General features: G+C 68.4%; 13 protein-coding genes and 1 pseudogene. 4 read left to right on the plus strand and 10 right to left on the minus strand.

What is annotated here, in order from left to right:
• Positions 1-35 precede the first annotated feature (35 nt).
• On the plus strand, positions 36-629 hold the full coding sequence (locus ACFTXQ_RS12955; RefSeq protein ID WP_382639452.1) for a hypothetical protein: 594 nt from the start codon (positions 36-38) through the stop codon (positions 627-629).
• 187 nt (positions 630-816) lie between these two features.
• Here the strand turns inward: ACFTXQ_RS12955 and ACFTXQ_RS12960 are convergent, their stop codons facing one another.
• From ACFTXQ_RS12960 to ACFTXQ_RS12990, 7 genes and pseudogenes are all read right to left on the minus strand, one after another.
• Positions 817-1,347, minus strand: coding sequence for a hypothetical protein (locus ACFTXQ_RS12960; RefSeq protein ID WP_382639455.1), 531 nt, complete (start codon positions 1,345-1,347; stop codon positions 817-819).
• Positions 1,348-1,558: 211 nt separating this feature from the next.
• Entirely contained in the window at positions 1,559-2,152 is a 594-nt protein-coding gene (locus tag ACFTXQ_RS12965) for a hypothetical protein (RefSeq protein ID WP_382639458.1), read from the minus strand.
• Positions 2,153-2,481: 329 nt separating this feature from the next.
• On the minus strand, positions 2,482-2,718 hold the full coding sequence (locus tag ACFTXQ_RS12970; protein WP_382639461.1) for a hypothetical protein: 237 nt from the start codon (positions 2,716-2,718) through the stop codon (positions 2,482-2,484).
• 157 nt (positions 2,719-2,875) lie between these two features.
• Positions 2,876-3,469 carry a hypothetical protein gene (locus tag ACFTXQ_RS12975; protein ID WP_382639463.1) on the minus strand — a complete coding sequence of 198 codons (594 nt, stop codon included), beginning with the start codon at positions 3,467-3,469 and terminating at the stop codon, positions 2,876-2,878.
• A 350-nt stretch (positions 3,470-3,819) separates the two neighbouring features.
• A pseudogene (locus ACFTXQ_RS12980) lies at positions 3,820-4,205 on the minus strand (IS5/IS1182 family transposase); the annotation flags it as partial.
• 70 nt (positions 4,206-4,275) lie between these two features.
• Positions 4,276-4,914, minus strand: coding sequence for an HAD family hydrolase (locus ACFTXQ_RS12985; RefSeq protein ID WP_382639753.1), 639 nt, complete (start codon positions 4,912-4,914; stop codon positions 4,276-4,278).
• A 268-nt stretch (positions 4,915-5,182) separates the two neighbouring features.
• Positions 5,183-5,809, minus strand: a complete 627-nt coding sequence (locus tag ACFTXQ_RS12990) for a hypothetical protein (protein WP_382639466.1) — start codon at positions 5,807-5,809, stop codon at positions 5,183-5,185.
• Positions 5,810-7,465: 1,656 nt separating this feature from the next.
• On the opposite strand from ACFTXQ_RS12990, the gene ACFTXQ_RS12995 reads away from it, so the two are divergent.
• The gene (locus ACFTXQ_RS12995) at positions 7,466-7,597 is read left to right on the plus strand and encodes a hypothetical protein (protein WP_382639469.1); all 132 of its coding nucleotides are present in this window, start codon (positions 7,466-7,468) and stop codon (positions 7,595-7,597) included.
• A gap of 140 nt (positions 7,598-7,737) precedes the next feature.
• Here the strand turns inward: ACFTXQ_RS12995 and ACFTXQ_RS13000 are convergent, their stop codons facing one another.
• Positions 7,738-8,049 (minus strand): hypothetical protein, encoded by a 312-nt coding sequence (locus ACFTXQ_RS13000; RefSeq protein ID WP_382639472.1) that lies wholly within the window; start codon positions 8,047-8,049, stop codon positions 7,738-7,740.
• A gap of 240 nt (positions 8,050-8,289) precedes the next feature.
• On the minus strand, positions 8,290-8,868 hold the full coding sequence (locus ACFTXQ_RS13005) for a suppressor of fused domain protein (protein WP_382639475.1): 579 nt from the start codon (positions 8,866-8,868) through the stop codon (positions 8,290-8,292).
• 454 nt (positions 8,869-9,322) lie between these two features.
• On the opposite strand from ACFTXQ_RS13005, the gene ACFTXQ_RS13010 reads away from it, so the two are divergent.
• Entirely contained in the window at positions 9,323-9,925 is a 603-nt protein-coding gene (locus ACFTXQ_RS13010; RefSeq protein ID WP_382639478.1) for a DUF6529 family protein, read from the plus strand.
• 185 nt (positions 9,926-10,110) lie between these two features.
• On the plus strand, positions 10,111-10,392 hold the full coding sequence (locus tag ACFTXQ_RS13015) for a pyrimidine/purine nucleoside phosphorylase (protein WP_382639481.1): 282 nt from the start codon (positions 10,111-10,113) through the stop codon (positions 10,390-10,392).
• Positions 10,393-10,463: 71 nt separating this feature from the next.
• Here ACFTXQ_RS13015 and ACFTXQ_RS13020 read toward each other — a convergent pair whose 3' ends face one another.
• Complete coding sequence (locus ACFTXQ_RS13020) at positions 10,464-11,693, minus strand: serine/threonine-protein kinase (RefSeq protein WP_382639484.1); 1,230 nt, start codon at positions 11,691-11,693, stop codon at positions 10,464-10,466.
• Between the last annotated feature and the right edge of the window lie 70 nt (positions 11,694-11,763).

Genomic DNA, 11,763 nt, shown 5'->3' on the forward strand with positions numbered 1-11,763 from the left:
GTCCGCCACCTGTGCCAGCACGAAGGGCTGCCATCATGGGGTACCAACAGGAACCTTGTCACCAGTCGTTAGCGGTGGTGGTCTTGCCGGGTGTCCCTCGTGCCGACGGCCGCGCAGATGCCTGCAGACACAGCCACCGGTCAGCGCGTACATACTGCCGTGAACACGGCCCGCTCGTCACACAGGCCTACACCGCGATTGCCGTCAACTACCTTGTGGAAGTACTGGAACTGATGCCGGAATACGCGGAAGCCTCCGGTCAGGGCAAACGTCGCGCCCCGGTCGTCTACAACACCTATTTGCCGAACGCGCACGGGGTCATCGTGGGCGAGCAGCAGAACTTCATCCAGAACAACACAACCGGCATCGACCCGAGAGCCTTCCTCCAACTGGCCGGATACGTGGGCCAGGTCAGCAGCGCTCTGGGCATGGACGATCCGGATCGTGTGGAGCTGGAGCGCGTCACCCAGGAACTGCACGTGGAAGCCACGTCGGATGCTCCCCAGGTGAGCCGACTGCGCCTGCTAGCCGGTCAGATCAAGGATCGGTTGCTGGCAGCTGGATCCACCGTGGCTGCAACGGTCGGTATCCAGATGGCCGAGCAGGCGATCGACGCACTGACGCAGTAGCCCGCCCTCACCCTCAGCCGGGAGGCAACCGGACAGTAGGGTGCCTCTCAGTGGAGGCCCGGTCGCCCTTCACGGACCGGGCCGCGCCGGAAGGACACCCCTTCGAAGACCGGCCGACCCGCGGCTCGGGCTGTCGTGATCGCGCCGACGAGGGCCGAGGACGGTGTGTGGGCTTTGCTGTAACTGGTCAGCGCAGGCGGAGGGTGACCTCCGGGAGCGGTATGTCGGACAGGTTGAGCTGGAGCCCGGTCATGGTCAGGTAGGTCTGCGAGCCGCTCAGGGCGTTGGACGGTGCCTTGGTCTCCCCGCGCGTGCTCACCAGCAGGTACCAGCCCCCGCGCTTGTAGCTGCGGGAGAGGTCCGCGCCGTCGCCGTTCGGGTTCAGCACCCAGCCCTGGCGCTCCAAGTCCGCGCAGATCGCCTTCATTTCGGACTGTGCGGCGCCCTTCTCCCGGACGGCCATCCAACCCGTCCTGTTCAGGTTGGACCCGGCCGGGACCGTCGACTTGCCCTGCTCCGTGTCAAGGCCCGCCGCGCGGACCGCCGTCCGGATCACTTCGTCCACCTCGTCCCGCGTGAGGGGTGGCGACGTGGGTTCAGGCTCCGGCGCGGGTGCCGACGCGGATCCGGACGGCTTGGCCAAGGGCGCGCCCAGGTGCACGCGGCCGTGGTCGTCGATCTGTACCTGGTCCGGCAGGACCACGGCAGCCAGACTCACGATCAAAGCCGTGGCCAGGCCGATCCAGACCCTCTTCAAGAACGCGTTCAACGCGAAACTCCCCCCGAATGATCATTCGAGAGGAGTCTCACACATCCCGTTCGGGGGCCGGCAGCCCAACCCCCGGCTCGTCCGGGGCGATCGAGTCGATGCCCTTGTCAGGGTTGACGGTGCGCTTCGTGCCGTCGTGGATCGACACGCCGCGGGTGACTCAACGTGGCGGGGTCGTCAGCCAGGACGTGACGACCTCGGGTAGCACCCGCACCGGTACGTACGGGGTCAGCGCCTCGGATATGGCCGCCGCGAGTTCGTCTACGGTGTGGAGCTCGTATCCGGGCGGGGTGATCCAGATGCGGGGCGCGGCATCGGGGTCGTCCTGGTTCGCGAAGAGCTGGGCGTACAGGCAGCCCAGTCCTTCGTCGTAGCCCCAGATGCTGTAGCGATCCCAGCCCGGCATCCAGAACGCCTGCGGACCGGGGCGGAGTGCGTTCTGGGTAACCGGCCGGGGCGGCCGTAGCCGGGGCGGCCGGGTGTACGTCGGCCCGTAGACGATCTCCCACAGGCCGTTGGAGTGCTCGAGGACGTCCATCCGCACGTGCTGCTTGAGGGTGCGCAGTTGGCGGCGGAACTCGTCCGCGTCGAGGCCGGCCCGCTGGGCGAGCACGGGGATGTCGGTGTCCCACAGGTTCAGGCCGAGGATGTCGCCCTCCCCCTTGCTCTGCTCGGCGACGGCCAGGAACACGCGCCGGGCCGTCTCGTCGGCGATGTTCCTGCTGTGTACGTACGCGATGGCGTGCTGGCTCATATGGACCTTCCTCACTTCCTGTCAGTGTTCGACGACGCGGCCGGCGGTGTCCCGGCGGAACGCCTCCTGGACCGGCGAATGCCCCAAGAGGTCGTAGGCGCCCGCTACTTCATCGCCGTCACCGGCCTGGTGGGCTTCGCCGGTCCTTGCGTCCCGCGGTCGGCCGCCGCACGCGGATGTCGGTGCCGTTGATGATCCCGGTCTGCCTGATGGCGCCGAGGTACTCGATGACCTCGGCGGGACTTCTTGCTTTGCGCCGGCGCCCACGGGCTTCCTCCGATCGCTGGTGATCACGCACGAGTCACCGTCCCGCCGACCATGCACGCTCGTTAGGCGTGCCAGACCAGGTACTCGCCATTGACCCAGGCACTCGCCCAGGATTCGTACATCCACGTGATCCAACGCACCGGGCCGGCGTAGTAGCGGTAGTTGCCGTCGTCCTGCGGACCAGCAAGCCCGTCGTTCCGAACGGGCTGGACGGCGGTGGGTAGGTTGACACCCCAGTAGGCGTCGGTGTGGTAGACGATCGCGGAGAACGTGTAGCCATTCTCCAGATGGTCCCTCAAGTCGCCCTTGACTCCCATGACGCCGCCGATCTGCCGCCCGCCGCCGAAGCCGTTCCCGTGGCGGCCGTCGTGAATCCTGCGGTCAGCAGAAGCGCGGCACGGAGGACCGGCACCGGCTGACCGCCGTGTCGTGACGGGTGAGCGGGTATCGGTTGGTTCAGCGCCAGCCACCGTGGCGAGGCTCCGAGTACTCGCCGAATGGTGGGTCGTATGCCTCCCCGGCCGCGGTGGTCACCACGTACTCCGGCGCGGTTCGAGCAGCGGCTTCGCGCAGGCGGATGACGAGGTCGGCGACGGGCACGACACGAAGCGACAGGGCCGCGGCCACGCGGGCGCGTTCCTCGGCGATCTCCGGGTTGCCGCGGGCCAGGTACCGTTCGAGGTGCTGGGCCGAGACCTGCATCACCTGCACGTCGCCCCCGCCGGAGAACCCGAGACAGTCCCGCCATTCAAGTCCGATGATGATCTCCAGTGCGTCCGCCAGGTCGTCGGCGATCAGCCCGCCCTCTCCCTCGGAACTCGCGAACACCACCGGCCGACGGCCGCCCTCCTCAGCACAGAGGAAGTAGGCCCCGCCGGCCGACTCGCCGGCTATCGGCTCCAGCGGTGCACCCGAGGCAAGCCTCAACCCCTCGCCGTAATACTTCCGCCCGATGTCGAAGCCGAACGACGTCCGCAGCAGCAGATCGATCTCCGGGGTGCTCCGGATCAGGTCGAGCAGATGATCACTTGAGGTCATGGCATGGACCATATCGAGCGCCTCTGACAGGCGAGGCAAGGCAGCGATCAGCTGTGGCGTTGCGACGTGCGGGCCTCCGTAGGTGGTTCAGTCCGCTGCGGCCGGGCGGCGCCGTTCGGCGGTCGCGACGTGAAGGCCGAGGAGTAGGGGCCGTAGGACTTCGGGAACCTCCACGTGCCCTGTTTCGCGCTTGATAACCGGACGGCGCTGACAGCCCAAGCACGTAGTGGGGCCTCCAGGGTCGGACCCTCTGATCGGCGGGCCCGTTCACGGACCTGGTGTGAGCGGCTGTGTCTCCTGTATTCAGTCGGGAATTACTTCGCCCTCGTCGGCACGGCGGCGGCAGAGGTATGACGCCGTTCGGTGCTCTGGTGGCCGCCGTCGGCGATCGTCCTCGTCCTCCCGACGGCGGGCTTGGCTCCGGATTGCGCCCAGGCCTTGGAGTCGTTGCCGTTGCCTGCCAGGGGCTGGCCGGCCACGACGACCCTGCGAGTGTCGGCATCGATGACGACCTGATGGTTGGCGGAGTGCCTGTGGTTCTTGGACGCGGGTGGGGACAGGGTGCCGTCTACGATGAGTACGGCCTCTCTGGCGAAGCGGTGCCTAGCTGCACTGCCAGGAGAGGACCGAGGTGGTCGATGATGCGGTCGGCTGAGGACGTCGAAATGCCGTACGGCGGCGCAAATTGACGTAACGTCAAATCGGTGCGTCAGTACGCCGTGACGGTCAGCGTCCCGTCTGCCAGGGCTGGCCGGGCTTACGGTCTGCCCCGGTCGGGGACGTCGGCTCTCACGGGAAAGACGTCCCCAACTGTGTGATCACACCAGCCGGTGCGAGTGAGGTCCGGAGGCGAAGTCGAGGATGTCGCGGACCGCTTCGTGCAGGCTGGCGAAGTGGCGATGCACGCCGTCCACCGCTGCGGGGGTGTTGACCCCCCACACCGTCATGCCGGCACGCAGCCCCGACTGCACCCCGGAAGGGGCGTCCTCGATGACCAGGCAGTCCTCCGGTCGGGCACCAAGCCGCTCGGCTGCCTGCAGATACGGCACCGGCGACGGCTTGCCCTCCTCCACAGCAGCCGCGTCCACGAGGACCTCCGGTACCGGCAAGCCCGTACGAGCGAAACGTCCGCGCACCCGGTGCTCGTAGTTCGAGGTCACCAGAGCCCAGCCCCCGGGCTGCAGAGCGTTCAGCAGCTCCGAGGCGCCGTCGAAAGCCGCGTAGACGCCGGTCCGGACGTCCTCGTCCTCCAGCTCGTGCAGTGCGGCCAGGCACTTGTGAGGGTCCTGGTCCGGAGCGACCTGCGCAAAGGTCTCCATCGGCCTCGTCCGGAGCGCCACCCGGTAGACCTCATCAGGGTCCAGCCCGTACCGCTCCGCCCACGTTCGCCAGACGAGCCGCTGGTTTTCCACGGCATCGATCAACGTGCCATCGACATCAAACAGGACATATCTCATCGCGCCACGCCGGCCCAGTTCACTGATCACATGACGATCTTGCCATCACGATGTCCCCTGGTGGCGTTGGCCCCGGGGTTCCCCGAGTCCGGCTGGCCGGCGGAGGTTGGTCAGCCCCCGCCCGACCGGGATGTGGCGGCGCCGTGCCAGGGCGGCGCCGCGAGGCGCGACCGTGAGGCAGGTGGGCGGGGCGGGGCGGGGCGGCCCGGCGTAGCACTCGCCGACTGATGTGCGGGTGCCGGCTCGGCTGGCCCGGCGCAGCCGAGGGTCAGAAGTCCCTTTGACCGCTGGGGTCCGAGCGGCGACCCCCGTACGAGGCAGTCAGGGCGTCGGCAACGGCGGCTGCATCTGCGTCGGCTACGTCTGCCGGGTATTCGGGCAGGAGGTCGTCCCAGACGGGCAACCACGATCCGTACAGCTGGGTCTGCCCCTCGGGCCGGGCGAAGAACCACATGTGCAGATGTGCGGCCCCGTCCCCGATCCGGTAGACGTGGGCTCGAGAGATGTGGGGCAGGGCTTGCACGTGGCGGACGATGTGAGTGGTGAGCACGCCCAGCTCGGCGGCCAGCTCGTCGGGCAGATCGGCCATGTCGTAGTGGTCGCGGGGGTACAGCATGAGCACCAGTGGCACACCGACGCCTGGTATCCGGGCCAGTCGCCAGTTGTCGTTCAGCCAGATGCCTTCGTTGCGGGAGCGGCATTCATCGCAGTCCGCCGGGTCTTCGCCGTGCCGCCGCGGCTCGGGCAGAACGGGCGGACGGAGCATGGACACGCGTAGGCCATCCGCCTCGAAGGGGCTGATGTCCCAACCGGTCATGCGGGCCAACGGAAGCCGCAGCTCATCGTCCGCGGCCGCGCGTGCGTGGTCGTAGAACTCATCGGGTCGCAAAGCCATGATCGCAAGAGTAGCTGTGCCCTCCAGGCTGTCGGCGGTCCACCGGAGAGTCAGCGGGTTTCGGCCGCTGGTGCTGACGGAAGTGGAGACCCGAGTTGCCGTGCGATCACGGGACGTGTCAGCGGCCTGTTCTGGATGCGGGTAGAGACCTTCGAGAGTGCACGGCTACTGGCAGCGGACTCTGACGGATCCTTAAGTCGCAGGCCGACGTGTACGAATCGACCTGCGAGCACGTCGGCTTGCAGGTGGGACGAGCACTGTCCCCGTCGGAGGTCAGACGTTTGCCGAGCAGATTGCGGCCCTGACACCGTCGCCACGCACGCCGCACGGAGGCTCTCACAGCCCAGCTCACCGACATGGCCTGTTCGTGGGTGGCCGGCCCTGCGCTCGCCTTGCCCCAGCGCATGGCCATCAACGCCTTGCCAGGCCACTTTGCTGTGGCTGATCCATGTGCTGCCGCTTCCCTGATCGGGCCCGGTGTCACATCTCGGCGTCGGCGAGTGCGCCGGGTGTAAGTCGCCCAGGTGGGGAGGTAGACCGGGGCCCAGAACGGCGGCCAGGTGTCGCTTCGCGAGCCAGACGCGGTCGCGCCCGGTGTTCCGGCAGTAAACCGCGTGGTGGGACGCTGCGCTGCGGGGGTGTCGCAGCAGGCTGCCCGTAGCCGATCTCCCAGCCGGCGTCGAGCGCCCGCCAGACGAAGCCGGTTTCCTCGTGCGCGTAGAAGAACTATGGGGGGAACTCACCAACTTGGTCGACCACGCGCATCCGGATGGCGTGTGCGCCGCCCAGGAAGGCAGTCGATCTGCTCCTGAAAGCGTCGTCGCAGCTGTCGTTCGCTCCAGCCGACCTCGGCGGCCAGATACCGGCGGCGGACAGCAGCGGCACGGCGCCGGCGGCCGGCGCAGAGCATCTCTCACGCCCCCAGCGTCTGCGGGCAGACCACGGGCCCGGGCGCACAGGCGCGGGCGAGCCCCCGGTCGAGGGGGTGAACCGCTCGGCCCAGCCCGCGGCGGCGGCGAACGCGTCGGCGAGGGCCCGGCCTCGGGCACCGAGGACCTCGTCCAGGTCGACCACGGACTCGGCTCCCTGAGGCCCGGCCGTCGTGCTCCCCCAGTGCGGCGCGGGTGTGCAGACCTGAGCCCAGCGAGGCGTAGGGCGTACACGCGGGGGGTAGAGCGCCCGAAATGCGCACCGTGCCCTCGAAAGAGCCGATGACCAGCACCGTCATCCCCTGGGGCAGTTCCAGGCCCACAGCGGCCTCCTCAGGGCGACCTGATATCCCCGATAGCTGTGCACCCCCGGCCGCAATCGCTCGTCCGGCAGGGCCTGTGCGCCCTCCGACCAGCGGGGATCAGGTCAGTCCGCGCTGAGCCCTCGACTAGGCGCAGGACATCGAGGCCGAGGTCAACTGGGTCCCGCAGCCGGGGAAGGGGCCCGATGCGGAGGCGCCCGACGTCAAGGGGCGGCTCGCCGCCGCCCCGCGCGCCCTCGAGCTGCCGGGTTGACTCGGCCAGCTCCCGGGACCGCGCGCCCGAGCGCGCCGGACGGCCGCCCAGCTGCCGGATGCGGCGCACCCCCACCGCGCCGAGCGTCAGAAGTCTGGGAAGACGAGGGCGAGTACTACTGCTTTCAGCAAGACGTCGTCATGCCGGCGTCATGGCAGCTGTAGTGGCCCGTGATCTAGACGTGGAGAAGCCGCCGTTCGTGCGATTCGATCCGGAGCAACCGGTGCCGTTCGCGTTGATGAAGCGGTTCGTTGAGCGCGGAGCCGCGATGCTGGCGCGTTGATCTGGGGGGCGATCGTTGACCACGTCGGTGCGGCGCCTGACGTGGAACTTGAGGCACACGGCCATGGGTCCGCCCGTAGCGGCCTGCGCCGCGAGGTGCCTTACCGGGACCGTCCGGGCCAGGTGTCGAGTGCTTGCGACTCAGAACCCGTCGCCCCATCCGAAGGTGACGTTGTAAGCGCGCTGAAGCGCGTGCCGGCCATGGTCCCCGTCGGCGTAGGCCCACGCGAGGGCTGCAAAGAACCAGAGCAGAAAGACTCCGCTGACGATGCCCAGAGCCACCAGCTTGCCGTTCCAGCTGAGCACAACCAGGGCGATCGTCACGATTACAGCGCCAAGGTGGGCTCCCCGCGAGTCAAGCGACGCGGCCTTGCGTGCCTCTCTGCCTTCGGCTCTTTCCGCGGCGAAACGTGCGTCTCGGACAGACTGAGGTTCGTTCTCGTCGAAGTTCATCTCATCCCCCTGGCGCTGACGCTACATGGGCCCTGATGACATTTCAGTATGAACAACGCCTCAATCGCCCAACCCTCTGGGGCAGGGCTCGGAGTCCCTGGATCAGTTGGTTCTACCGAGAGTGCCGCGCGCCGCGAGGCGGAAGTCCTGGACGGCTTCGTAGAGGGTCCGCTCTCGTTTGGCGGCAAGGGCAACGTCTTCGGCCCGCGGCGTAGGCGAGGGAAAGGGGCGGCCGGCGGCTCACACCGCCGATGACCTGGAAGGGTCAGTGGGAATGATCCCCGCCGCATCGAGGAGCAGCTCCAACGCCTCATGGCCCTCGTGCCTGCGGAACTCGATTTCGGCGGCCGTCACGGGCAGGGTCCACAGGATGCGGGCGTGCCCTCCGGGCAGCGGACAGTGCTCAAGGTCAGGGCCGTGGAGATAGGGAAGACTGATCAGCAGGTGGTCGCAGGTCGAGCCCGGCACCCATGGTTCACCGATGGGCATGCTGTGCTCCAGGTCGAGCTGATGCCCTCCGCAGTGGTAGTAGGCGATCATGGTCATGAGGTCGATGAACCGCTGGTCGCGGACGTGGGCGGCCATGACGAACTCAAGCCCGTTGCCGTCCTTCTCCATCGCGGCCCAGCAGCCTGCGGTTACGTAGGACCAGCTGTCGCAGCGGGAAACAGGGCTCACCACGAGGACCCGCAGGTCGGGCACCACATCGCGCCGGTCCGGCCCGAGGTCGGATGCGACGACCTCAACCGAATGCCCCTCGAAGAACGCCCGGACATGTGCCTCTACGGCCTCCGCGGCCAGCAGCCTCGCATCGCTCACCGCGCGATCGTGCCAGACCTCCACCGGAACACGCGGGCCTACGAGTCCCCCGCCGGGTGAGCCGGTCGCCTGGTGTTCAGGGAACTGAAGCTTGTTCAGGGGGAACTCTCGGGTCGGTCCGTGTGCGTTGGGTCGGAACGTTCATGTTCTGGGGAACGTGGGGATGGACTGCGGCAAGGCATCGGTCTGAGCTACCGCTGCGTCGCCGCCGTATTCGAGGAAGGTGTACTCGTCACCGAGTTCGGCGAGCCGTGCTGTTGGCGCCAGCTCCTGCCCGTAGCGCCGGTTGATCGGAGGTCGAATGCGACGAGATCGACGGCGCCCACGCCGCGTGCGTCGGCCGCGCCGACAAGTAGCGAGATCGCTACGGCCGCGTGGGCCGACATCTGTCGCACGAGGCGAGTACAAGGGATGGCGTACCGCCAACCGTCAGCGTTCTGAGACGAGGAGCACCATGTCGCAGGCCCGGCCCCTTCTGCGCCGCCCTGAAGCCAGGCTCGCTATCGCGTTGGCGGTCGTGGTCGCCGCCGTCGTGTTCGTCGCCGTTTTCCTCTTCGGCCGGGCGAACATGGCGGAGTACACGGCAACACTGCTCGGCCAGGCAGGCGCCGATGCGCTGCGTCTCAAAGCACAACTCGCCACCGGCGTCCTGGGGCTGGCCGCTCTTCAGCTGCTGCTGGCGCTGTGGATGTACCGGCGGCTGCCCGGGGTGCACCTGGTACCGGGACCGGTGCCGATCATCCACCGGATCGTCGGCGTGGTGCTGTTCGCCCTCACCGTCCCGATCGCGGTGCACTGCGTCCGGGCGTATGGCGTGCAGTTGACCGGCTCACGGGTGGCAGTGCACTCGATCGCGGGTTGCTTCTTCTACGGGGCGTTCGCCGCCAAGGTCCTGCTGGTGGAGAGTCGGCGTCTGCCGGGCTGGGCCCTGCCACTGGCCGGAGGCGCGCTGGCGGTCGTGGTGGTGGTCCTCTGGTACACGAGTGCGCTGTGGCACTTCAACGGCGACAGCGTGCCGATGCTGTCGCTCGGGTACCACCACCTGCCTATCGGGTGACGATGACGGGGTACTCACTGAGCCTCGACGGCCTTCCGGGCGGCGTTCGGGCGCGGAGGCGCCGTGCGTCCCAGGACGAAGAGGGCGACGGGGGTGCGCTACCGGTAACCTTCCCCTCGCCGGTAATCAGGGCGCGACGAGCCGGCCATCCGTTTCCGCTCGTTCCCCAAGAGGACACAACGCACATGTTCAAGGTCAACGAATACTTCGACGGCACGGTCAAGTCGATCGCCTTCACCCAGGAGCAGGGCCCGGCAACCATCGGTGTCATGGCTCCCGGCGCGTACGAATTCGGCACGGCCAGCCCGGAGATCATGCACGTGGTGAGCGGCGCCCTGACCGTCAAGCTCCCCAACGCCGCCGATTGGGAGACCTTCTCCAGTGGCAGCCATTTCAAGGTCCCGGGCAACAGCAAGTTCCAGATCGAGGTCGCAGTCGAAACCGCCTACCTCTGCGAATACCGTTAGCATTGCGGTGCCCCCTTGTTCGGCCTGGTCAGCCCGCCTCGGGGCTGGCCGAGCTCGTGCTCTCCGAGCCGCTAGGGCGTTGGCGCGGGGCGCCTGCGGGTGGTGATGTCGTGGTGGGCGTACGTCGTGACAGCGAGGGCGACCACGATGCAGTAGCTCCATACGCCGTTGTAGGTCATGGTGCCTCGGGCGATTCCGAAGGTGGCCCACACGGCGCTGGCGATCGCCAGAGCCCCGGCCACGTATCCCCCCGTGCGGAGCGCGTTCCCGGACCTTGGTGTGAGAGATGCGGCGCATCCCAGAAGGGCTGCCGTGGCGGTGACGGACGCCCAGTTGGGGTAGATCGTGAGCGCGAGCACGAGCAGGATCGCCGGGGGTCCGAACCGCTTCACCGCGTCGCTCCGGTTCGACGGGGGCACCGTCGCGACCCTGGCCGGGATCGTCGCGGACCGGGGCGGAAGGTGGTCGAGCTGACGTAGGGCCCTGGCGAGGGTGGCGGCGTCCGGGTAGCGCCGGGCGGGCTCCTTGCGCAGCAAGGTGAGTACGAGGTCGTCCCAGGCCGCGGGGACGTTCGGGGAGACCGAGCCGGGGGTCGGGGGTTCCTCGGTGAGGTGTGCCGAGAGGTAGCCGACCGTGTCCGGGGCCTGGAAGGGCAGGCGCCCCGTGAGCAGTTCGAAGATCAGGCAGCCGACCGCGTACAGGTCGCTGCTCGGCTCGGGGAAGCCGCGCGCCTGTTCGGGGGCCATGTACGGGGGCGTGCCGACGATGAAGCCGGTCCGGGTGAGTCGGTCGCCGGTTGCCGAGGGGTCGGCGGCCCGCGCGACGCCGAAGTCGAGGACCTTGACGGTGCCGGATGGCGTGACGAGCACGTTCGACGGCTTGATGTCCCGGTGCATGATCCCGGCGGTGTGCGCCGCGGCCAGCGCCTCGCATATCCGGGCGCTCCACCGCGCCACGAGCGGCGGCTCGACAGGGCCCCTGCGCAGTACCTCGTCCAGGCCCTCGCCCCGGACCAGTTCCATGACCAGGAACGGAACCCTGCCTTCTCCCTCGCCGGATTCGCCGAGGTCGTGGATGGTCACGATGTTGGGGTGCTGGAGGCGGGCCGTGATGCGTGCCTCGCGCAGGAACCTGGCGCGGGCTTCCTCTCCGAGGGTCCCGCCGCCGGCGAGCTGGGAGATCACCTTGACGGCGACGGGCCGGTCCAGGGTCTCGTCGTGCGCCTCCCACACCTGCCCCATGCCGCCCTCACCGAGCTGTTGCCCCAGCCGGTACCGGCCGCCGAGCAGCTGACCCTCCATCGCCTCGTCTCCCCTGTCCCCACACAGACGCCGGCCTCCTCACGCCGCGAACCCGGCGCAAGGAGGATCA

It is taken from the genome of Streptomyces sp. NPDC057010 (assembly GCF_042673805.1).
Classification (GTDB): Bacteria; Actinomycetota; Actinomycetes; order Streptomycetales; family Streptomycetaceae; genus Streptomyces.